The organism is Streptomyces sp. HD, from assembly GCF_028369295.1.
In the GTDB taxonomy this organism is placed as follows: Bacteria; Actinomycetota; Actinomycetes; order Streptomycetales; family Streptomycetaceae; genus Streptomyces.
The window spans coordinates 1-20,584 of the sequence record NZ_JAQMYP010000088.1 but is presented as its reverse complement, the minus strand read 5'-3'; the positions used below and the strand labels follow the sequence as shown (position 1 = coordinate 20,584).

Sequence of the window (20,584 nt, the reverse complement as noted above, 5' to 3'; positions counted from 1 at the left end):
TCGTTTTCCTGTAACTGCTCCCGATCGGATACGCCGTCCATCAGTCGCTGTTTCTGCAGAAGCAGTCCGGGCTCGGGCTCGGCAGTGCGACCACGGAATTCGTCGGGCTGGAGAACTATCAGAACGGTCTGACCGATTCGGCGTTCATGAACTCCATCCTGCGCGTGGTGCTGTTCGCCTGTGTGCAGATTCGCGTGAACGGCTCGTCGAGGGGCCGAAGCTGCTGTGGCGGGACGGCTGGTTCCTGCTGGTGCTCGCGGAGGGCGGCACGGGGGTCGAGCACGGCGTGCTGGTGGCGCGCAGTCGTGCCGTCACCGGTCCTTACGAGTTCGACAGCCGACCGCTGCTGACGACGCGGGACGATCCGTCGGTGCCGTTGCAGAAGGCCGGGCATGCCGAGTTGGTCGAGACGCCGGGCGGCGAGTGGGTGATGAGCCACCTCGCCGCGCGGCCGCTGCGGACACCGGACGGACCGCGCTGTCCCCTCGGCCGCGAGACCGCGATCCAGGCCGTGACCTGGGACGAGGCGGGCCGGCCGAGGCTGCGGCAAGGGGGCAGGCATCCGGCGGTCGAGGTCGACGTACCGACGGAGCCCGCTGAGCCGGGGCCTTGGCTCACCGATCCCGACGAGCCGCTGGGCCGGCCCTGGAGCACCCTGCGCGGCTAGGCCGACCCGCACTGGGCCGACACCACCACCCGCCCCGGCTGGATCCGGCTGACCGGCCGGCACGGCCCCGAGTCGCGGTGGGCGCACAGTCTGCCGGCCCAGCGCATCACCGAGCACCGCGCGGAGGCCGAGGTCACCGTGGAGGCGAGGCCGGACACCTTCACCCAGGCCGCCGGGCTGGTCCTCTGGTACAACACGGAGGCGTATCTGAGCCTGGACCTCACCTGGGCGGAGCCCGACGGCGAGGGGCAGCACGGGCAGCAGTGGCGCGGGAAGGGCCGTACGGTGCTGCGCCTCGTGGAGCGTGAGGAGTCCGGCACCCGGCAGGTGGCGGTCCTGGACGTGGCCGCGAGGGTGCCGTTGACCCTGGGCGGGCGGGTCGACGACGGGCGGGCGCGGTTCTGGTACGTCCGTGACGGTGTGCGCACCCCGGTCGGGCCGCCGCTGGACTTCACCAAGCTCTCCGACGACCACGGCACCAAGCTGCGCTTCACCGGGGCGATGGCGGGCGTGCATGCCGTGGATCTCGTCGACGCCGCGTTCACGGCCGACTTCACGGGATTCCGGCTCACCTGCTCGCGACCCTGAGCCTGTTCGAGGTTTCGAAAGCCATAGCCCGTACGGACCTTGCGAACTCACACCTCTTCCGGACTCATTGCGGTGAACCTAAGGTAGGAAGCGCTTACTGTTTCCGCGCTGGTCGAAAACTTTCCATGGCCCTCGGGCGGGCCGGAGAGGTGGTTCCCGATGGTCCGTACGGGCAGTGCGAGCACAGCGGCCGGGCCGACCCTGGCGGTCGTGGCACGTGAGGCCGGGGTGTCCGTGCCGACCGCGTCGAAGGTGGTCAACGGCCGTGAGGACGTGGCCCCCGAGACCCGCCGCCGGGTCACCGAGGCGCTGGACCGGCTCGGCTACGTCCGCAGACCCCGCTTCGACGCGGCGAAGACGCCGGGTCTGGTCGACCTCGTCGTGCACTCGCTGGACACCTCGTGGTCGGGCGCGGTGCTGCACGGGGTGGAGGCCGCGGCGCACGACGCGGGACTGGAGGTCGTGGTCTCCGCCGGTCTGACCCGTACCCGGGGCAGCCGCCCGGAGCGGGGCTGGCTGGACAAGCTGATCGCGCGCGGCTCCTCGGGGGTGCTGTTCAACCTGGCCGAGCTGACGGCGTCGCAGTACGCCTGGCTGGAGCAGCACCGCATCCCGTTCGTGATGATCGACCCGGTGCTTGAGCCTCCGTCGGGCGTGGTGTCGGTGGGCGCGGCGAACTGGCACGGCGGGGTGACGGCGACCGAGCACCTCCTGGCCCTCGGACACGAACGCATCGCCGTCGTCGCCGGTCAGCAGCGCAAGATGTGCAGCAACGCCCGGGTGGCCGGCTACCGTTCCGCGCTCGCCTCGGCCGGCCTGCGGCACCGTCCCGAGTACGTCCGCCACGCCGGCTTCGACGAGAGCGTCGCCCACCGCCGCATGCTGGACCTCCTCGACCTGCCCGAGCCGCCGACGGCCGTGTTCGTCTGCTCGGACCGGATGGCCCTCGGTGTCTACCAGGCGCTGGCGGAACGGGGGTTGAGCGTGCCCGACGACATGAGCGTCGTGGGTTTCGACGACCTCCCGGAGGCCCGCTGGATCGCCCCGTCCCTCACCACGGTCCGCCAGCCGCTGTCGGAGATGGCGGCGACGGCACTGCATCTGCTGGTGCGGATGATGGACGGGGAACGGCCGGAGAGCACGCGTACGGAGCTGTCGACCCGGTTGGTGGAGCGGTCGAGCACGGCGGCGCCGCGTGAGCGCTCCGCTTGCTGAGAAGACCTGCCTGTGTGACCGGCCCGACAGGCGGCCGGGTCCGTGCGGGTCGGCGTTCGCGGGAGCGGGGCCACTGCCCTGCCGTCAGGCCCCTGAGGCCTGGGAGGCCGATCACCGCGAGGGGGATCACGGCGGCGGCGCACCGATGGGGCGGATGAGCCCGGCGGCCAGGTCGTCGCTGCCACACCGAAGGCGGCGAGCGAGCCACCCGGTGCCGCCCGCAGCCACTACGGCCCCTCCCAGCAGACGGCCGCGCGCGCTCCGGAGCGGGTGCGCGCACGCTGTTTCGTTGGCCCGAGAGGGTGGTCGGTGCGCCGCTCGGGCCGGGTGAGGCGGAGAAGACGATCTTGGCTGCTAGCTTCGCGAGCTGTCGAAGGAGTCCCGAAGGCGTCGAGCCGAAGACGGGACCATCGCTATGAGCTGAGGCGAGGGTGACGGGTATGAGCGAAGAGCCGGAGCAGCCGGCGGTGGCTCCGTTCAAGCGCAGGAGTTTCCTGGCGTCGGCGGCCCTGGCGGCCGGAGCCCCGGCCGTGACCACCGGTCCGGCGCAGGCCGCCGCACCGACCGCGGTCGCCGGTTCCGCGCAGGCCGCCGGACCGGCGGCGGGAGTCCCCGCGGCAGCGGCATCGTCGGCCGGCGCGCAGCTCGCCGCGCCCGGACTCGGGGCCGTGGCACGGCTGTTGGCCGTTCCCGAGACGGATCGCGGAGTCGAGTGGCTGAAGTCGGCTCTCCAGGTCGCCGTGGCACTCGAACTGTCCACCATCCCGCCGTACTTGTGCGCCTGGTGGTCCGTCAAGGACCACGGCAGCGAGGTCGGGCGGATGCTCCGGCGCATCGTCGGCGACGAGATGTTCCACCTGAGCATCGCCTGCAACCTGATCGTGGCCCTGGGCGGAAGGCCGCGGATCAAGGCCGCCGCGCCCGTCTTCCCCGGCCCGCTGCCCGGCGGTGTGCGCGCCGGGGTGACCGTCTACCTGTCGGGCCTCACCAAGCCCTTCGTGCGCGACGTGGCGATGGGGATCGAGGCCCCCGAGGAGCCGCTCACCCGCAACGGGCAGCTCTCGCCCACCGTCGGCCAGTTCTACTCCGGCGTGCTGAACGCCTTCCGCGTCGTACAGCCGGACCTGACGGCGCGCGGACAGCTGTCCGTGCATGTCGGCGGCGACGACCTGCGGCCCATCGAGACCCTGGACGACGTCGAGAGCGCCATCGGGATCATCAAGGAACAGGGCGAGGGCACCGACGGCACCCCGGCCGATCCCTTCGAGAACGACGAACGGGCGCACTACTACGCCTTCGGCGAGATCTACCACGGCCGGGAGCTGCGCGAGACCGACGACGGCTACAGGTACGTCGGCGGCCCCGTGCCGTTCCCCGACACGCGCCCCATGGCCCCGGTCCCGGTCGGCGGCTGGCCCAACCCGTCGCCCGAGGTCAAGGTGCTCCTGCACCGCTTCGACGCCACCTACAGCAGCGTGCTGGACACCCTCGACGCGGCCTGGGCCGGTGGCGGCGAACGCACCCTGAACGCGGCCGTCCACGCCATGCACGGGCTGGAACGACCTGCCGTGGAACTGATGGAGACCAGGATCCCCTACGCCCCCGGCAGCACCTACGGCCCCCAGTTCCGCGCGCTCCGCAGACGGATCTGACCAAGGACCCTCAGGGCGAGGGAAAGACGGAGGGCCGCTCCTCGGAGTGGCCCTCCGTCACGTCGCATCAGGCGTGCCTCGCCACCCAGTTGATCCCGCCCAGCAGATGCGCCCGGAAGTCCGGGTCCTCGTACGCCTCGGCGGCGTGCCCCAGGGCGTGTGGAACACCCGCCCCGCGCCCTGGGCCCGGCACCACACCAGCGGATGGTCCTCCCCCATGCCGCCCCCGTCGTACGACGACTCGTCGGCGCGCACCAACACCCGTACCGTGCCCCGGGGGTTGCGGCGGAAGTCGTACCACTCGTCGGCGAAGTCCCATACGGCGGGCAGGTGCCGGGTGGCCGGATGGTCCCGGTCCTCGACGACTGCCTTGCCGGGCTGGTACTCGGGGTGCCGGTCGAACCACGTGTCGAGCAGCTCGCCGTAGTACGGCCAGTCGTACTCGGTGCAGGCCGCCGCGTGCACGCCCACGAATCCGCCACCCGACTCGACGTACGCGGCGAGCCGCTCGCGCCCGGCGGCGGTGAGCACCTCGCCGCCGGTGGAGAGGAACACGACGGCCGCGTATCCGTCGAGGGGCTTCTCGAAGGCCGCGGGCCCTCGGTGTGCTCCACCTCGAAGTCGCCGAGCGTGCGCAGGGCTTCGACGCCGGCCGGGATGGACGCGTGCCGGTAGGCGGTCGTGCGGGTGTGGACGAGGAGTCGTACGGCCATGCGGTGGAGCCCAGGGGAGCCGGGGGCGCGGTCCCACCGGTGCCATTGATCGGAAATTTTCGGTCAACGTCCGCCGCCCGGACCGCCCTCCGGAAACCGGCCAACAGGGCGGGCGGTTGGGTCGATTCGCCCCCGTACGGATCCCGCCCCCACGACAATGCGTGCATGACCCATGACTGGCAGCAACAGATCCACACGCTCCACGCCGAGATGATCCGCCGTGACGACCCCGCCGCCTGGGTGCGGGAGGCCGACGCGATGGACGCCTCCGTGCTGTATCCCGGGTTCGCCCTGCGTGGGCCGGTGTTCGGGGTCGCCGTGCAGGATCCGGCGGTGGGGCCCGAGTGGCGGGTGCTGAAGCCGGTCGTGAACGGGATGCCGCAGATGTGCCGGGACTCGCTCAACACCCATCTGTGGTTCCGTGCCAAGGACGACACCGACGATCCCGCCGTACGGCGTGAGCTGCTCGCCGCCGTGGACGTGCTGGAGCGGGAGCCGGTGAACGAGGTCGAGGCGTGCGGGGTGCGCTACCGGGTCGTGCGCGGGGACGAGTTCACGCGCTGCGACGACGAGAACCGGCTGGAGCCGCCCCGGCCCACCGACCCGGAGCCGGCCGACCGCACCTGGGAGTGGCGCGCCGAGCACACCCCCTCCCCCGACCTGGACCTCGCCCTCGACCCGGACCCCATGGACGACGGCCCGATGGCGGGCGCCCTGCGGGCGGGGCTGCGCGGCTTCGCGTACCGGGGCATGCGGTTCCCCACCGAGGTACGCCGTGAGTCGCAACGGGCCGCGGCCTCGCACCCGCACATCGTGCTGCTGCCCACCTGCTTCGCCGTGGTCGAGCGGGAGCGCACCGGATGGGAGCCGTCCCTCGCGCTCCAGGCCACTCCGCACGACGCCCGGCGGGTGCTCTATGACGCCATGATCGAGATGTGGCCGATGCTGTACAAGTTCGACGACGAGAAGAAGGCCGCGTACAAGAAGGCGGCCGAGGAGTTCCGGGCGCTCGAACGCGCCGACGAGGCCCTGGTGGCCGGGCGCCGGTTCCAGGTCTGCCGCGTCGAGCGCATGGTCCGGATGGGCCCCGACGGCCCGGAGACCCCGCGCCCCTCCGACGTCGACGAGTACGGCCCGATGAAGATCCATCCGACGCTGCTGGAGGACGGCACGGTCGTCTTCGAGGAGTGATCATCACCCTCCTCCGACGGGTGGCGGCCCCCGGTCCGGCGCACAGGTGTTCCATAACGCGTGCCGCTGTGCGTAGCCTCAACTGCGATGAACGCCATCCCCGCGCTTCTCGACCACCTCGTCCTGGCGACGCCGGACCTGGCCGCCACGGTCGCCGACTTCGCCCGGCGCACGGGCGTGACCCCCGCCCCGGGCGGCACCCATGTCGGGCTCGGCACCCGTAACCACCTGGTGTCGCTGGGAGGCACCAGGTACCTGGAGATCATCGGCCCGGACCCCGAGCAGTCCACGCCGGGGCAGCCCCGCCCCTTCGACGTCGACGGGGTGACCGCCCCGCGCACGGTCACCTGGGCGATCAGCCCGCCCGACCTGGACGCGGCGATCGAGAACGCCCGGGCCCAGGGCTACGACCCCGGGTCCGCGCAGGAGATGAGCCGCCGCCGGCCCGACGGCACCCTGCTGAAGTGGCGGCTCACCGACGGCGACGACGCCCACCCCTCCGGCCTCGTCCCCTTCCTCATCGACTGGGGCACCTCCCTCCACCCCACCGCCTCGGGCCTCCCCACCACCCCGCTGCTCGCCCTGTCGGCGACCGCCCCCGACCCGGCCGGGATCCGCCCCCTGCTGGCATCCCTGGGCACGAGTCTCGACCTCACGACGGGCCCGGTGGGGATGTCCTTCACGGTGGACACGCCGAGGGGCCCGGTGACCTTCGACTAGGCGGGGCCGGGGATCGGGGAGCGTCCCGGGCGTCCGATTCCTTCAAGACCGGCCGCTCCGCGCCCGCCTACGGTGGCCGCATGACTCCACGATTCGACGCCATCGGCCTCGTCGTCTCCGACATGGCCGCCTCCGTCACCTTCTACCGCCGCCTCGGTTTCGCCTTCCCGGAGGGCTCCGAGAACGAACCGCACGCCGAGGCCCAACTTCCGGGCGGGTTGCGTCTGTTGCTCGACACGGAGCGGACGGTGCGGTCCTTCCTGCCGGAGTGGCAGCCGCCCACCGGAGGGGGCCGGCACTCGCTCGCCCTGCGGTGCGAGGACCCGGCGGAGGTCGACACGGTGTACGAGGAGCTGGTGAACGCCGGCCACCACGGCGAGCTCAAGCCGTGGGACGCCTTCTGGGGCCAGCGGTACGCCTCCCTGCACGACCCGGACGGAAACGGCGTAGACCTGTTCGCACCGCTAGCCACCGCGCCGGCCGATTAGCTCGCCCAGCGGCAGCCCCGCCAACTCCTTGACGTCCCGCGCCAGATGAGACTGATCGGCGAATCCGGCACGGGCGGCGGTCTCCGCGAAAGGCACCCCGTCCCGGGCCAGCACGAGCGCCCGCCGCATCCGCAGGATCCGGGCCAGCGTCTTGGGCCCGTACCCGAAGGCGGCGAGCGACCTGCGGTGCAACTGCCGTGGGCCCAGCCCGAGTTCATCGGCGGTCACGCCGACCGGACGCCCGGCGCGGAGGGCATCGACGAGACTGTTCAGCAGCGGGTCCGGCGGGCTCGCCCGCTCCAGCGCGACCTCTTCGAGCGCCGCAACGGGGTCGGCGGCCACCGCGACGCGCCCTTGCAGTCGCCGCACCTCCGCCGCGGGCCACAGCTCGGCCAACTCCACCCGTAGATCACGGAGTTCATACGCCGGCACCCCGAGGAAGGCGGGCGCGTCCCCCGGACGGAAGCGCAGCCCCGCCCAGGTGCTCGGCGCACCGTCGGTGACGTACGCACGCGTGTCGGGCCCGGCAACGAGGAGCCGCCCGTCGTGCCAGAGCAGATCCATGCACCCGTCGGGCAGCACAAGCCCAGGCCCGCTGGTCGCATTCGTCCACACGACGCCACCGGGCCGCCGGGACGCCCGCTCCGCGTACATACGGCGAGGCTACGCTGCAACGCCCTAAAGGGGCGCGGGGCTGTATCGATACGCGGCTCCGCCGCGTGGGCGCGACCAGCCACAACGCATCCGCACCCGGCAACGAACACGCACCCCTACGGCGAGCCCCCTACCCCACAACCACCCGCACCCGATGCTCCTGCGGACTCACCCCGTAAACCCTCTTGAACGCACTGGACAGCGCAAACGCGCTCCCATACCCCACTCGCCGGGCAATCGCATCCAACGTGTCCCCGGTGTCCCGCAACGCATCCGCCGCCAGCGCCAGCCGCCACCCCGTGAGGTACGTCATCGGCGGCTCCCCCACCAGCTCCGTGAAGCGGCGCCCCAGCGCGGCCCGCGACACCCCCGCCTTGGCGGCGAGGGAGGCGACCGTCCAGGGGTGGGCGGGATCGTCCTGGACCAGGCGCAGGACACGCCCGACGACGGGGTCCGCCAACGCCCGGTACCAGGCGGGAGCCGCCGCCTCCGGACGGGAGAACCAGGCCCGGAGCGCGGCGATGACCAGCAGGTCGAGCAGCCTGTCCAGGACGACCTCCTGGCCGGGTTCGTCACGGACGATCTCGTCCATGAGGTACGGGGTGAGGGGGCAGTTCCACACGTCGGCCGGGAGGCACAGCAACGGCGGCAGCGCGTTGAGCAGCCGCCCGCTGATCTCGCCCTCCCACAGATAGGTGCCGATCAGCATCACGGCCGAGCCGTCCAGCCGGTCGCCCCAGGTGCGCACGCCGAGGTCCATCGAGCCGTTGAGGGAGCGCCCGTCGGGGTAGCGGCACTCGGCGCCCGGCAGGATGAGGGCCTGGGGTGCGGTGTCGGGGTCGTCGGCGCAGGTGTAGGGGTCCGGGCCACGGGCGATGGCGAGATCGCCGGCGCGCAGCCGGATCCTCCCCCCGCCTTCGGCCGGGGGGACCCCCATCTCGCTTCGCTCGCCCTGGTCCGGAACCACCCAGGCCTCACCGCGGACCATGACCATGACGGTGAGCGGGGCGCGGTCCTCGACGCGGACGGACCACGGCGGGTCGAAACACGCGCGGATCATGAAGGCGCCACGCGCGCGTGGGCCCTCCAACAGGCCGGCAAGGGCGTCCATGTCGTCAGCGTAGACGCCCACGCATGGGAATGAGCCGTTCAGCGATGGGCTGTTGGGGCGCGCGCCCGTTGACTGGAGGCATGACGCAGAACGCAGCCGACAAGGCGGACACGCAGCGGATGACGGTGGTGGTGACCGGTGCCTCGGGTCGTACGGGGAGCCGGGTGGCTCAGGCGGCGCGCGCGGCGGGGCTCGCGGTGCGGGCCGCGTCCCGGGCGCAGGGCTTCGACTGGGAGGACCCGACGACCTGGGCAAAGACGCTGCGGGGCGCGGACGCGGCGTACCTGGTGTACCCGTCCGACGTCGGCTCCCCGGCGGCGGCCGAGGGCGTCGGGGCGCTCGCCCGGGAGGCGGTCGGGCTCGGGGTGCGGCGGCTGGTGCTGCTGTCGGCGCGCGGTGAGGACCAGGCGCTGCCGGCCGAGGAGGCGCTGAGGGCGTCCGGCGCGGACTGGACGATCGTACGGGGCACGTGGTTCTCGCAGAACTTCAGCGAGGGGCCGCTGGTGGAGGGCATGGTCCACGGGGAGCTGGTGTTCCCGGCGGGCGAGGTGAAGGAGCCGTTCGTCGACGTACGGGACATCGCGGACGTCGTGGTGACCGCGCTGACGTCCGGGGACCGGTATGTGGGGCGGACGCTGGTGCTGACGGGGCCGCGGCTGCTGTCCTGGCGGGAGGCGGTCGCGGAGATCTCCGGGGCGACCGGGAGCGCGATCACGTACACACCGGTCCCGACCCGGTCGTACGGGGAGGCGCTGGCCGGTTTCGGGGTGCCGCCCGAGGAGGTCGAGCTGCTGATGGAGGTCTTCGAGACGCTCATGGACGGCCGGAACGCCCATGTCACGGACGACGTCCGCGAGGTGCTGGGACGTGCGCCGCGGGACTTCGCCGACTTCGCGCGGGAGGCCGCGGCGGCGGGGGCCTGGAAGGCGTGAGCACCCGGCCGGCCGCCCTCCCGCGGTCGGCCGGAACGGACCGGATCAGCTCCGCTCCGAGTCCTCCCCCTTGTGCGGCGGGTGAGGGTGGTGGGTGCTCTTCACATGGGTGCGCAGCCGCGACGACACGTCCTCCGGCGGCAGGAAGCGGGACCACCGCTCGGGGAACTCCGACGGCATGTCGGGGTCGTCGGGATCGTCGAGCCCCGGCTCGCGGCCGGCGGCGTGGCGGGCGACGTACTCGGCGACCTGCGCCTCGCGCAGCCGCTCGTTGGCGGCGCGGGCCGCGGCGGTCGCGGCGGCCGGCCAGACCCGGTCGATCGCGGCGTTGACCGCGGCCCCGACGAGCACGGCGAACGCGGACACACCGATCCACAGCATCACGGCGACGGCGGCGGCGAGGGAGCCGTAGATCGACGCGCCCTCGATCGTGTTCGTCAGATAGATGCGCAGCAGGAAGCTGCCCAGCACCCACATGCCGAGGGCGACCAGCGCGCCGGGCACGTCCTCGATCCAGGGGGAGCGCACCGGCACGGACACGTGGTACAGCGTGGTCAGGAAGGCGATCGACAGGACGATCACGACGGGCCAGTACAGGACCTGCACCACGGTCTCCGACCAGGGCACGATCCGTACGACCGCGTCCGGCCCGGCCACCATCAGCGGCAGCGCCACCGAGCCGATCAGCAGGGCGGCGATGAACAGCAGGAACGCCACCAGCCGGGTCTTGACGATGCCCCGGACGCCGTCGAGGCCGTACATCACGGTGATCGTGTCTATGAAGACGTTCACCGCGCGCGACCCCGACCACAGGGCGAACAGGAAGCCGACGGAGATGACGTCGGGGCGGCCGCCGTGCATCACGTCGTCCAGGATGGGCTGGGCGATCTGGCGTACGCCCTTGTCGGACAGGACGGTACGCGACGCCTCCAGGAGGTTGGTCTCCAGGCTGCTGATGGTGTCGGTGCCGGTCCAGTCGTCGACGTAGCCGAGCAGACCGATGAGGCTGAGCAGCAGCGGGGGCACGGACAGCAGCGTGAAGAACGCGGCCTCGGCGGCGAGGCCCAGGATGCGGTACTCGATGCAGGAATTGACGGTGTCCTTCAGCAGCAGCCAGGCGGTCCTGCGTTTGGAGACGTTCCGGTAGAGGACACGCGCCCGATGGAGTCGGCCGGAGGTCCGCTGGGGGGGTTCACTTGCTGGCTGCACGACCTAAAGGTATCCGCCACACGGGGACGCACTCATAGCGGCGCCGGGTGCGCACACCGTCGCCACCTGCCCGGTCCCCCGCGCCGCCGCCGTGTCAGGGTGGGAACCACCGCCCCACGGAGGGATAGGTTCACAGCCATGGCAGGCAGTACGCACACGGTGACCAACCAGCCCCCGCCCCTGGTCGGCCACGACCTCTACACCGCCGACCGGGCCCTCACCGAGGCCGTCGAGCGTCATCTCGCCCCCGAGCTGCTGGACGAGGTGCGCGGCGAGCTGGCGGCGCTCGGGCGGACCTGCGGTTCGGTGCAGGTGCAGGAGTGGGGTGTGCTGGCCAACGAGAACCCGCCGCGGTTGCGCACGCACGACCGCTACGGGCGTCGTATCGACGAGGTCGAGTTCCATCCGTCCTGGCACCGGCTGCTCGGGAAGGGCGTGTCCGCGGGGCTGACCGCGGCCTGGGTGCGGCCGGGCGGGCATGTGCGGCGGGCGGCGGCCTTCCTGCTGTGGACGCAGGTCGAGGCCGGCAACGGCTGCCCGCTGTCCATGACCCACGCGGCGGTGCCCGCCCTGCGCACGGACCCGGATCTGGCCGCCGAGTGGGAGCCGCGGCTGACGTCCATGATCTACGACCGTGAGCTGCGGCCGGCCGGGCAGAAGGCCGGGGCGCTGTTCGGGATGGGCATGACGGAGAAGCAGGGCGGCAGCGACGTCCGCGCCAACACGACGGCCGCGCGTCCCCTCCCCGACGGTGAGACGTACGAGCTGACCGGGCACAAGTGGTTCTGCTCGGCTCCCATGTCCGACGGGTTCCTGGTGCTGGCGCAGGCTCCGGGAGGGCTCACCTGTCTCCTGGTGCCGCGTGTGCTGGAGGACGGTGCCCGCAACCCGTTCCTGATCCAGCGGCTGAAGGACAAGCTGGGCAACCGCTCCAACGCCTCCGCCGAGGTCGAGTTCGACGGGACGTGGGCGCGTCGGGTCGGTGAGGAGGGGCGCGGGGTGCGCACCATCATCGACATGGTGGCGGCGACCCGGCTCGACTGTGTGCTCGGCTCGGCGGGTCTGATGCGGCAGGCCGTCGCCCAGGCCGTCCACCACTGCACGTACCGCGAGGCGTTCGGCGGCAAGCTCGTCGACAAGCCGCTCATGCGCAACGTCCTGGCCGACCTGGCCCTCGAATCGGAGGCGGCGACCACCCTCGCACTGCGGCTCGCGGCGGCCTACGACGACGGCGGCGAACAGGAGCGGGCCCTGCTGCGGATCGCGGTACCGGCCGCGAAGTACTGGGTGACCAAGCGCTGCACACCACTCACGGTCGAGGCGTCCGAGTGCCTGGGCGGCAACGGCTACGTCGAGGAGTCCGGCCTGCCGCGCCTGGTGCGCGAATCTCCGCTGAACTCGATCTGGGAGGGCGCGGGCAACGTCCAGGCACTGGACGTGCTGCGGGCGTTGCAACGAGAGCCGGCGGCGCTCAACGCCTATCTGCAAGAAGTGGGCAAGGCACGCGGTGCCGATCACCGACTGGACGCAGCGATCAAGGGGCTGTTGACGGAACTCGCCGACCTGGAGGGCATCGAGGCGCGGGCCCGGCGCCTGACGGAACGCCTCGCGCTGGTCCTTCAGGGCTCACTACTGGTCCGCTTCGCACCACCGGAGGTCGCGGACGCGTTCTGCGCATCCCGCCTGGGCAGCGACGGAGGCCTGGCATTCGGCACTCTGCCGCACACCCTCGCGCTGACGCCGATCGTGGAACGAGCAACGGTACGACTGCCCACCTAGGGGCGCGGGGCTGTATCGATATGCGGCTCCGCCGCGTAGGCGCGACCAGCCACAACCTGCCCGCAGGCGCCAACGGGACATCATCCCCCCTCGGCGCAACGGCCGAACCGCCGGAGGGAGGGGGTGGTGCTGCGCCGACACGGCACCACCCCCCGCTCACGGCCCGTTCGAGGCCACGAACGCCGCTCGGGACGGCGTCGCTCAAGTTTCAATCAGTTCAGGGCGCTCCACCAGGGTTGCAAGGGGTTGCAACTTGTTGGCGTCCGAGTGCGGAGTGCGCCCCTCCGCGAGCGCTGGACGGCACTATGAGACGCACACTCGGAATGAGACCCTTCCCCCGGGAGGACCCTTGGCGCTCTCGCCGACGGACGTGACGCAGTTGGCCACCGTGGACTCGGCGCGGGCGGCGCGGGTGCTCAGCGAGGTCCGCGCCGCCACACTGGCCGGACAGCGCGCGCCCGTCGCGCCGCGCCCGGTGATCGAACAGTCCTGGGATCGCATGCTGCGCGGCGGAGTCGACCCGGAGCACGACTTCCGGTCCGGTCTGCTGTCGCGGGAGGAGGTGCAGCGGCGCCGGGAGGCCACCGTGCTCAAGCACGTGCTGCCGGTGCTGCGCGAGGGGCTGCTGTCGTTCGCCGACGTCGCCCACCACATCATGGTCGTCGCCGACGACGAGGGCCGGGTGCTGTGGCGGGAGGGCAACTCCTCCGTGCTGCGCAAGGCGGACGGCCTCGGGTTCGAACTCGGCGCGGACTGGCGGGAGAGCGTCGTCGGCACCAACGGCGTGGGCACCCCGGCCGTGGTGCGCCGGCCCGTGCAGGTCTTCGCCTCCGAGCACTTCCAGCGCTCACAGACCTCCTGGACCTGCACCGGAGCCCCCATCACGGATCCCCGGGACGGCCGGCTGATCGGCGTGGTGGACGTCAGCGGACCGCTGGAGACCATGCATCCGGCCACGCTCGCCTGGGTCGACTCGGTGGCCAAGCTCGCCGAGGCCCGGCTGCGCGAGCTCCATCTGACCTCGCTGGAGCGGCTGCGCGCGGTGGCGGCGCCGGTGCTGGCCCGGATCGCCGGGCGGGCGCTGGTGGTGGACCGGGACGGCTGGACCGCCGCGGTGACCGGGATGCCGTACACGAGCCGGATCGCGCTGCCCAAGTCCCTGGCGCCGGGCCGCCGGTGGCTGCCGCCGCTCGGCCCGTGCTCGGTGGAGCCGCTGGCGGGCGGCTGGCTGCTGCGGCCCGCCGACGAGCCGGTGCCGGCCGGGGCGGCGCGGATCACGCTGGACCTGACGCAGCCGCGCCGCTGGTCGGTGACGGTGTCCGGCAGCGCGGGCTCCTGGAGCCATGAACTGAGCCCCCGGCACGCCGAGTTGCTGTACCTCCTGGCCCTGCACCGCACCGGCCGCAGCGCGGCGGGGCTGGCCGAGGACATGTTCGGCGGCGCGGGCCGTACGGTGACGGTGCGGGCCGAGATGTCCCGCGTTCGGCGCTATCTCGGGGCGTTCCTGGAGCACCGGCCGTACCGCTTCCGGGAGGACGCGGAGGTCGCCGTACTGCTGCCGGAGGACCCGCGTGACCTGCTGCCGCACTCGACGGCGCCCGCGGTGGCGCGGGGGCGGGCGTCGGCCGGGGCGCCCTGAGGACCGGGGCGGCCGGCAGCCCGTGTTGCGGGTGGACCGCGAGTGGCGTCTTCCGCATATTTGCGGGGTCTTAGTCCGCAAGCGTGCCCAACTGCCGTAGCATCCCTCTACGAGCCACCCCACCTGCTCTTTTGGTCAACGCTCAGACCAATGGGGGCAGTTGGCTCGCCTCGGGAGGTTTGATGAAGCAGCGCGGCAGACACCGCAGACGCAAGCAGGGCCGTGCGGTACGCGCGTTCCTGGCCGGAACCGCCCTGGCGCTCACCGCCGCCGCCACGATGATCAGCGCCTCACAGGCCACGGTCGGCGACAACCCCGGCGCCCTCGAACCTCTCACCAGGGCCTCCGACACCCGCGCCCTCGCGCTCCGGGAACAGCTGGTCCCGCAGGCCACGCTCGACGAGCTCGCCTCCGGGATGGGCAGGCCGGTCGGTGTCCGTGCCGTCCTGGCGAGCGCCGACCGCGAGCTGCGCGCCGCCTCCGGCTGTACGGCCGACGAGCGCACGGCGCTGCCGGTCGCGCCGGCCGCCCAGCGCGCGTACTGCTGGGACGCCGCCGGCACCCGGGGCTGGCGGGCGGGCGCGGTCACCACCTCGGGGGACGCCGACGACGACGGCTGGTGGAACGACAACCGGGTGCTGCTGTCCGGCTGGAGCCAGGGCACCGCCGACCGAGGTCTCGCCCGGGTCGCCTTCGTCGACGCGAACGACCTGGACCACCTCCGGTACGCGTCGGCCCTCCTCGTCGTCCCGGTGGACGGCGGACGCGACTACCGCGCGCTGCCCTCCCGGCTGTCCGGCATGGTCTGGTACCAGGACAAGCTGCTGGTGACCGCTGCCGACAGGCTGTACGTGTACGACATGAACCGCGTCCAGCGCACCACCGTCGACAGCCCCGCGGTGGGCCGCGTCGGGGACGGCTGGGCGGCGCACGGCCAGCGCTTCGTCCTGCCGGCGATCGGCTCCTACCGGCTGACCGGCTCGGACGCCGCTCCCCGGCTCGGCGCCCTCTCCCTGGACCGCAGCACGGCGCCGGACAGCCTGGTCGCGGGCGAGTGGACGCCTGCGGACGGCGAGGAGCACTCCCGGCTGTGGCGCTACGACTTCGACACGGACCCGGCCCGCACCGGGCTGCTGTCCGTCGACGCCACGGGGACCGCGTCCGCGGTCGAGGCGTATGAGACGGAGGCCTCCGGCATCCGGGGCCTGCTGTCGCACCGGGCCGCCGGAACCGACCGCTCCGACTGGTACCTGGGCCGCGACCCGGACACCACCGACCGGCAGGGCAGCCTGTGGCGCCAGGACACCGAGGGCGCCGAGGCGACCCGCTGCGGCTCGGAGAACGCCCCGCGCTGCTGGGGCGTCCAGGCGGGCCCCCTGTCGTACTGGGAGGCGACCGGCGAGGTGTGGTCCCAGTCGGGCCGGGCCCTGTTCGCCGTGCCGCTCGGTTCGATCGAATCGGCGCTCGGCTGAGGCACCCCGGGGGGCGCGGGGCCGTAACGGTTCGCGACTGTGCCGCGCGGGCGCGACCGGCCACATCGAACCCGGAGGCGATCGACAGATCCCCCACCTGGGTGATTCCCTGACCACCATGCCCAACATCGCCGTGACCACCTGGTCCCTGGAACAGACCGCACCCACCGACCTCCTCCCGGCTCAGGCCCCGGAGGGGGACGTGCGGATCGTCCGGGCCGAGGTGCCCTCCCCCGAGTTCAGCCGGTTCCTGTACGCGTCCGTCGGCGGGGACATCCAGTGGATCGACCGGCTCGCCTGGACGTACGCGCGGTGGCGGGAGCATCTGGAGCGGCCCGGGGTGGAGACATGGGTCGCCCACGACCGGGGCACACCGGCGGGATACGTGGAGCTGGAGCCGCAGGACGACGGGGCCGTGGAGATCGTCTACTTCGGTCTGCTCCCGGCCTTCCGCGGCCGCCGCATCGGCGGACATCTGCTGGCGTACGGCGCCGCCCGCGCCTGGGACCTCGCCGAGCGCTGGCCCGGGCTGCCGCAGACGAAGCGGGTGTGGCTGCACACCTGCAGCAAGGACGGGGAGCACGCCATGGACAACTATCAGCGGCGTGGCTTCAAGCTCTTCGACACCAAGGTCGAGGAGGAGAGCGAGACGGCGACGCCCGGGCCGTGGCCTGGGGCGTACCCTGGCTGACCAGGACGGAAACGGCCGAATCGGGCCATGTGACCGACGACACCCCTGTCTCGCTCTACGGGACAGGGGTGTCCGCATGATGGACGAAGCTGGACTGTGTCCAGATTGCCGTGACACGCTTCCGTCATGTCTGGAACTGGAATTGCCTTGGTGAGTCGGCGGCACGTCGACCTCGGCCGCATGTCCAGCGCCATCTGTCCGGTGCGCTGACAGCCTCGCAGCGCCCGACATCTCCCCCTTTCGCTTCATTCCCGCGCAATGCCGCGCAGGTCTGCCTGCGCGCTCGTATGCGCAGGTGAGAGCCGCTTTCCGCCTGTCCCGAAGGACGTATCAACCATGGCCGCCACCCCGCAGAAGCCTGCCGCCGCGACTCCCCGCCGCAAGGTGAGCCGTCACCGTGGCGAGGGTCAGTGGGCCGCGGGGCATCACACCCCGCTCAACGGCAACGAACAGTTCAAGAAGGACGACGACGGTCTCAATGTGCGGACACGCATTGAGACGATCTACTCGAAGCGCGGCTTCGACTCGATCGACCCCAACGACCTGCGCGGACGTATGCGCTGGTGGGGGCTCTACACCCAGCGCAAGCCCGGGATCGACGGCGGCAAGACCGCGATCCTGGAGCCGGAGGAGCTGGACGACAAGTACTTCATGCTCCGGGTGCGGATCGACGGCGGTCGGCTGAGCACCGAGCAGCTGCGGGTCATCGGCGAGATCTCGCAGGAGTTCGCGCGGGGCACCGCCGACATCACCGACCGGCAGAACATCCAGCTGCACTGGATCCGCATCGAGGACGTCCCGGAGATCTGGAACCGGCTTGAGGCCGTCGGGCTGTCCACCACCGAGGCCTGCGGTGACTGCCCACGGGTCGTCATCGGCTCGCCGGTCGCCGGTATCGCCGAGGACGAGATCATCGACGGCACCTGGGCGATCGACGAGATCCACGAGCGGTACATCGGCAGCAAGGAGTTCTCCAACCTGCCCCGCAAGTTCAAGACGGCGATCTCCGGCTCCCCGCTCCTCGACGTGGTCCACGAGATCAACGACATCGCGTTCGTCGGTGTCGAGCACCCCGAGCACGGCCCCGGCTTCGACCTGTGGGTCGGCGGCGGTCTGTCCACCAACCCCAAGCTCGGCGTCCGGCTCGGCGCCTGGGTGCCGCTGGCCGAGGTGCCCGACGTGTGGGCCGGCGTGGTCGGCATCTTCCGCGACTGGGGCTACCGCCGGCTGCGCACGCGCGCCCGTCTGAAGTTCCTCGTCGCCGACTGGGGACCGGAGAAGTTCCGCCAGGTCCTGGAGGACGACTACCTGGAGCGCAAGCTGGTCGACGGTCCCGCGCCCGCCGAGCCCTCGGGCCGCTGGCGCGACCACGTCGGTGTGCACCGGCAGCAGGACGGCCGCTACTACGTCGGTTTCGCCCCGCGCGTCGGCCGCGTCGACGGCGCCACCCTCACGAAGATCGCCGAGGTCGCCGAGGCCCACGGCTCGGGCCGGGTCCGTACCACCGTCGAGCAGAAGATGATCATCCTCGATGTCGAGGAGGCGCAGGTCGAGCCGCTGGTCGAGGCCTTGGACGCACTGGACCTGACCGCCAAGCCCTCCCCGTTCCGGCGCGGCACCATGGCGTGCACCGGCATCGAGTTCTGCAAGCTCGCCATCGTCGAGACCAAGCAGCGCGGCTCCCAGCTGATCGACGAGCTGGAGCGCCGGATCCCGGACTTCGACGAGCCGCTCACCATCAACATCAACGGCTGCCCGAACGCCTGCGCCCGTATCCAGGTCGCGGACATCGGTCTCAAGGGGCAGTTGGTCGTCAACGACCGGGGCGAGCAGGTCGAGGGCTACCAGGTGCACCTGGGTGGCGCGCTCGGTCTGGAGGCCGGGTTCGGGCGCAAGGTGCGTGGCCTGAAGGTCACCTCCGAGGAGCTGCCGGACTACGTCGAGCGCGTCCTGAAGCGGTTCCAGGAGGAGCGCGAGGACGGCGAGCGGTTCGCCACCTGGGCGGCGCGCGCTTCCGAGGAGGCCCTCTCATGAGTGAGCGGGCCGCCCCCTTCTACTGCCCCTACTGCGGCGACGAGGACCTCCGTCCCAACGAGCAGGGCCATGGCGCGTGGGAGTGCGCAGCGTGCAACCGCGCTTTCCAGTTGAAGTTCCTCGGGCTGCTCACCCGGGGCCTCCAGCACAACGACGCAGGGGGAGACGAGATATGACCGCGGTTCGGGAAGAGCGCGCGACCGAGGATCTCAAGGCGCTCGCCGAGCAGGCGGGCCGTGACCTGGAGGACGCCTCCGCGCTGGAGATCCTCCAGTGGGCGGTCGACACCTTCGGCAAGCGCTTCTGCGTGACGTCCTCCATGGAGGACGCGGTGGTCGCCCACCTCGCCTCCCGTGCGAGGCCGGGCGTGGACGTCGTGTTCCTCGACACGGGCTACCACTTCGAGGAGACCATCGGCACCCGCGACGCGGTCGAGGCCGTGATGGACGTCAACGTCATCACGCTCACCCCGCTGCAGACGGTCGCCGAGCAGGACGCGCAGTACGGCCCGAAGCTGCACGACCGCGACCCCGACCTGTGCTGCAAGCTGCGCAAGGTCGAGCCGCTGGAGCGCGGGCTCAAGGACTATGTGGCCTGGGCGACCGGGCTGCGCCGCGACGAGTCCCCGACCCGGGCGAACACCCCGGTCGTCGGCTGGGACGAGAAGCGCCAGAAGGTGAAGATCTCCCCGATCGCCCGCTGGACCCAGGACGACGTGGACGCGTACGTCACCGAGCACGGCGTCCTGACCAACCCGCTCCTGATGGACGGCTACGCCTCCGTCGGCTGCGCCCCCTGCACCCGCCGGGTGCTGGAGGGCGAGGACGCACGGGCCGGCCGCTGGGCGGGCCGCGCCAAGACCGAGTGCGGGCTGCACGGCTGACCATGACTGAGTCTTCTACGTTTCCCGCGTATTCAGCGAATTTGGAGAACCACGTGACGAGCGGAGCCACCGTCTGGCTCACGGGTCTGCCGAGCGCCGGCAAGACCACCATCGCCTACGAACTGGCCGGCCGGCTCCGCGAGGAGGGCCACCGAGTCGAGGTGCTCGACGGCGACGAGATCCGCGAGTTCATCTCGGCGGGCCTCGGCTTCAGCCGCGAGGACCGGCACACCAACGTGCAGCGCATCGGCTTCCTGGCCGAACTGCTCGCCCGTAACGGCGTCAAGGCGCTCGTCCCGGTGATCGCGCCCTACACCGACAGCCGTGACGCGGTACGCAAGCGCCACCAGCAGAGCGGGGCGCCGTACATCGAGGTGCACGTGGCCACTCCGGTCGACGTGTGCTCCGTACGCGACGTGAAGGGCCTGTACGCCAAGCAGGCCGCGGGCGAGCTCACCGGGCTCACCGGGGTCGACGACCCGTACGAGGAGCCCGAGTCGCCCGATCTGCGGATCGAGTCCCAGAACCAGACCGTGCAGGAGTCCGCGGCGTCGGTGTACGCCCTGCTCAGCGAAAGGGGTTTGGCATGACGACGACCGTCGCCACGGTGAAGGGGGGCGAGGATGGCACGGACTCCCCGTACGCCCTCTCGCACCTGGACGCGCTGGAGTCCGAGGCGGTGCACATCTTCCGTGAGGTGGCGGGCGAGTTCGAGCGGCCGGTGATCCTCTTCTCCGGTGGCAAGGACTCCATCGTCATGCTGCATCTGGCGTTGAAGGCGTTCGCCCCCGCGGCGATCCCCTTCTCGCTGCTGCACGTCGACACCGGGCACAACTTCCCCGAGGTCATCGAGTACCGCGACCGTACGGTCGCCAAGCACGGTCTGCGGCTGCATGTCGCGTCCGTGCAGGACTACATCGACCGCGGGGTGCTCAAGGAGCGCGCG

General features: G+C 71.9%; 20 protein-coding genes and 3 pseudogenes. 19 read left to right on the top strand and 4 right to left on the bottom strand.

Annotated features, from left to right (window positions below):
* Nucleotides 1–14 precede the first annotated feature (14 nt).
* From POF73_RS43700 to POF73_RS43685, 5 genes and pseudogenes are all read left to right on the top strand, one after another.
* A pseudogene (locus POF73_RS43700) lies at nucleotides 15–197 on the top strand (sugar ABC transporter permease); the annotation flags it as partial.
* Nucleotides 179–667 carry a family 43 glycosylhydrolase gene (locus POF73_RS46120; RefSeq protein ID WP_334313673.1) on the top strand — a complete coding sequence of 163 codons (489 nt, stop codon included), beginning with the start codon at nucleotides 179–181 and terminating at the stop codon, nucleotides 665–667. The pseudogene POF73_RS43700 and the gene POF73_RS46120, both read left to right, overlap by 19 nt.
* A gap of 18 nt (nucleotides 668–685) precedes the next feature.
* Nucleotides 686–1,255 (top strand): annotated as a pseudogene (locus tag POF73_RS46115) (glycoside hydrolase family 43 protein); the annotation flags it as partial.
* 159 nt (nucleotides 1,256–1,414) lie between these two features.
* Entirely contained in the window at nucleotides 1,415–2,470 is a 1,056-nt protein-coding gene (locus POF73_RS43690; RefSeq protein WP_272124997.1) for a LacI family DNA-binding transcriptional regulator, read from the top strand.
* 440 nt (nucleotides 2,471–2,910) lie between these two features.
* On the top strand, nucleotides 2,911–4,122 hold the full coding sequence (locus tag POF73_RS43685; RefSeq protein WP_272124996.1) for a ferritin-like domain-containing protein: 1,212 nt from the start codon (nucleotides 2,911–2,913) through the stop codon (nucleotides 4,120–4,122).
* 67 nt (nucleotides 4,123–4,189) lie between these two features.
* Here POF73_RS43685 and POF73_RS43680 read toward each other — a convergent pair.
* A pseudogene (locus tag POF73_RS43680) lies at nucleotides 4,190–4,835 on the bottom strand (ThuA domain-containing protein).
* A 165-nt stretch (nucleotides 4,836–5,000) separates the two neighbouring features.
* Between POF73_RS43680 and POF73_RS43675 the strand changes: the two are divergent.
* The 3 genes from POF73_RS43675 to POF73_RS43665 all read left to right on the top strand — a co-directional run bounded on the left by POF73_RS43675 (nucleotide 5,001) and on the right by POF73_RS43665 (nucleotide 7,234).
* Entirely contained in the window at nucleotides 5,001–6,026 is a 1,026-nt protein-coding gene (locus tag POF73_RS43675; RefSeq protein WP_272124995.1) for a DUF5954 family protein, read from the top strand.
* 87 nt (nucleotides 6,027–6,113) lie between these two features.
* Nucleotides 6,114–6,746, top strand: coding sequence for a VOC family protein (locus POF73_RS43670; protein ID WP_272124994.1), 633 nt, complete (start codon nucleotides 6,114–6,116; stop codon nucleotides 6,744–6,746).
* 80 nt (nucleotides 6,747–6,826) lie between these two features.
* Complete coding sequence (locus POF73_RS43665) at nucleotides 6,827–7,234, top strand: VOC family protein (RefSeq protein ID WP_272124993.1); 408 nt, start codon at nucleotides 6,827–6,829, stop codon at nucleotides 7,232–7,234.
* Here POF73_RS43665 and POF73_RS43660 read toward each other — a convergent pair.
* Both POF73_RS43660 and POF73_RS43655 read right to left on the bottom strand, forming a co-directional pair.
* Complete coding sequence (locus POF73_RS43660; RefSeq protein WP_272124992.1) at nucleotides 7,211–7,888, bottom strand: helix-turn-helix transcriptional regulator; 678 nt, start codon at nucleotides 7,886–7,888, stop codon at nucleotides 7,211–7,213. The two genes, POF73_RS43665 and POF73_RS43660, sit on opposite strands and share 24 nt — an antisense overlap.
* A gap of 130 nt (nucleotides 7,889–8,018) precedes the next feature.
* Nucleotides 8,019–8,999 carry an AraC family transcriptional regulator gene (locus POF73_RS43655; protein ID WP_272124991.1) on the bottom strand — a complete coding sequence of 327 codons (981 nt, stop codon included), beginning with the start codon at nucleotides 8,997–8,999 and terminating at the stop codon, nucleotides 8,019–8,021.
* A gap of 80 nt (nucleotides 9,000–9,079) precedes the next feature.
* On the opposite strand from POF73_RS43655, the gene POF73_RS43650 reads away from it, so the two are divergent.
* On the top strand, nucleotides 9,080–9,931 hold the full coding sequence (locus POF73_RS43650) for an NmrA family NAD(P)-binding protein (RefSeq protein WP_272124990.1): 852 nt from the start codon (nucleotides 9,080–9,082) through the stop codon (nucleotides 9,929–9,931).
* A gap of 45 nt (nucleotides 9,932–9,976) precedes the next feature.
* Here the strand turns inward: POF73_RS43650 and POF73_RS43645 are convergent, their stop codons facing one another.
* Nucleotides 9,977–11,140, bottom strand: coding sequence for a YihY/virulence factor BrkB family protein (locus tag POF73_RS43645; RefSeq protein ID WP_272124989.1), 1,164 nt, complete (start codon nucleotides 11,138–11,140; stop codon nucleotides 9,977–9,979).
* Between the two features lie 138 nt (nucleotides 11,141–11,278).
* Between POF73_RS43645 and POF73_RS43640 the strand changes: the two genes are divergently transcribed.
* From POF73_RS43640 to POF73_RS43600, 10 genes are all read left to right on the top strand, one after another.
* Nucleotides 11,279–12,919 (top strand): acyl-CoA dehydrogenase family protein, encoded by a 1,641-nt coding sequence (locus POF73_RS43640; RefSeq protein WP_272124988.1) that lies wholly within the window; start codon nucleotides 11,279–11,281, stop codon nucleotides 12,917–12,919.
* A gap of 349 nt (nucleotides 12,920–13,268) precedes the next feature.
* Complete coding sequence (locus POF73_RS43635) at nucleotides 13,269–14,558, top strand: GAF domain-containing protein (RefSeq protein WP_272124987.1); 1,290 nt, start codon at nucleotides 13,269–13,271, stop codon at nucleotides 14,556–14,558.
* Nucleotides 14,559–14,740: 182 nt separating this feature from the next.
* A complete protein-coding gene (locus POF73_RS43630; RefSeq protein WP_272124986.1) occupies nucleotides 14,741–16,030 on the top strand; it encodes a hypothetical protein in 1,290 nt (429 codons plus the stop codon).
* A gap of 118 nt (nucleotides 16,031–16,148) precedes the next feature.
* Complete coding sequence (locus POF73_RS43625; RefSeq protein WP_272124985.1) at nucleotides 16,149–16,721, top strand: GNAT family N-acetyltransferase; 573 nt, start codon at nucleotides 16,149–16,151, stop codon at nucleotides 16,719–16,721.
* Nucleotides 16,722–16,847: 126 nt separating this feature from the next.
* Nucleotides 16,848–16,931, top strand: a complete 84-nt coding sequence (locus tag POF73_RS46435; protein ID WP_349817346.1) for a putative leader peptide — start codon at nucleotides 16,848–16,850, stop codon at nucleotides 16,929–16,931.
* Nucleotides 16,932–17,057: 126 nt separating this feature from the next.
* Nucleotides 17,058–18,755: a nitrite/sulfite reductase gene (locus POF73_RS43620; RefSeq protein WP_272124984.1), complete on the top strand. Its 1,698-nt coding sequence runs from the start codon at nucleotides 17,058–17,060 to the stop codon at nucleotides 18,753–18,755.
* Nucleotides 18,752–18,931, top strand: a complete 180-nt coding sequence (locus POF73_RS43615; RefSeq protein ID WP_272124983.1) for a hypothetical protein — start codon at nucleotides 18,752–18,754, stop codon at nucleotides 18,929–18,931. The genes POF73_RS43620 and POF73_RS43615 overlap by 4 nt, the downstream gene beginning before the upstream one ends.
* Entirely contained in the window at nucleotides 18,928–19,638 is a 711-nt protein-coding gene (locus tag POF73_RS43610; RefSeq protein WP_272124982.1) for a phosphoadenylyl-sulfate reductase, read from the top strand. The genes POF73_RS43615 and POF73_RS43610 overlap by 4 nt, the downstream gene beginning before the upstream one ends.
* A gap of 53 nt (nucleotides 19,639–19,691) precedes the next feature.
* Nucleotides 19,692–20,228, top strand: coding sequence for an adenylyl-sulfate kinase (cysC, locus tag POF73_RS43605; RefSeq protein ID WP_272124981.1), 537 nt, complete (start codon nucleotides 19,692–19,694; stop codon nucleotides 20,226–20,228).
* A partial coding sequence (locus POF73_RS43600) for a phosphoadenosine phosphosulfate reductase domain-containing protein (RefSeq protein WP_272124980.1) occupies nucleotides 20,225–20,584 on the top strand: 360 nt, incomplete at its 3' end. The genes cysC and POF73_RS43600, both read left to right, overlap by 4 nt.

Excerpts from the sequence above, each read along its gene's own strand:
- POF73_RS43690 (WP_272124997.1), top strand. The coding sequence starts at position 1,415 with ATGGTCCGTACGGGCAGTGCGAGCACAGCGGCCGGGCCGACCCTGGCG.
- POF73_RS43640 (WP_272124988.1), top strand. The coding sequence starts at position 11,279 with ATGGCAGGCAGTACGCACACGGTGACCAACCAGCCCCCGCCCCTGGTC.
- POF73_RS43615 (WP_272124983.1), top strand. The coding sequence starts at position 18,752 with ATGAGTGAGCGGGCCGCCCCCTTCTACTGCCCCTACTGCGGCGACGAG.
- POF73_RS43660 (WP_272124992.1), bottom strand. The coding sequence starts at position 7,888 with ATGTACGCGGAGCGGGCGTCCCGGCGGCCCGGTGGCGTCGTGTGGACG.
- POF73_RS43630 (WP_272124986.1), top strand. The coding sequence starts at position 14,741 with ATGAAGCAGCGCGGCAGACACCGCAGACGCAAGCAGGGCCGTGCGGTA.
- POF73_RS43665 (WP_272124993.1), top strand. The coding sequence starts at position 6,827 with ATGACTCCACGATTCGACGCCATCGGCCTCGTCGTCTCCGACATGGCC.
- POF73_RS43685 (WP_272124996.1), top strand. The coding sequence starts at position 2,911 with ATGAGCGAAGAGCCGGAGCAGCCGGCGGTGGCTCCGTTCAAGCGCAGG.
- POF73_RS43675 (WP_272124995.1), top strand. The coding sequence starts at position 5,001 with ATGACCCATGACTGGCAGCAACAGATCCACACGCTCCACGCCGAGATG.
- POF73_RS43620 (WP_272124984.1), top strand. The coding sequence starts at position 17,058 with ATGGCCGCCACCCCGCAGAAGCCTGCCGCCGCGACTCCCCGCCGCAAG.
- POF73_RS43650 (WP_272124990.1), top strand. The coding sequence starts at position 9,080 with ATGACGCAGAACGCAGCCGACAAGGCGGACACGCAGCGGATGACGGTG.
- POF73_RS46435 (WP_349817346.1), top strand. The coding sequence starts at position 16,848 with ATGTCTGGAACTGGAATTGCCTTGGTGAGTCGGCGGCACGTCGACCTC.
- POF73_RS43670 (WP_272124994.1), top strand. The coding sequence starts at position 6,114 with ATGAACGCCATCCCCGCGCTTCTCGACCACCTCGTCCTGGCGACGCCG.
- POF73_RS43625 (WP_272124985.1), top strand. The coding sequence starts at position 16,149 with ATGCCCAACATCGCCGTGACCACCTGGTCCCTGGAACAGACCGCACCC.
- POF73_RS43610 (WP_272124982.1), top strand. The coding sequence starts at position 18,928 with ATGACCGCGGTTCGGGAAGAGCGCGCGACCGAGGATCTCAAGGCGCTC.
- POF73_RS43655 (WP_272124991.1), bottom strand. The coding sequence starts at position 8,999 with ATGGACGCCCTTGCCGGCCTGTTGGAGGGCCCACGCGCGCGTGGCGCC.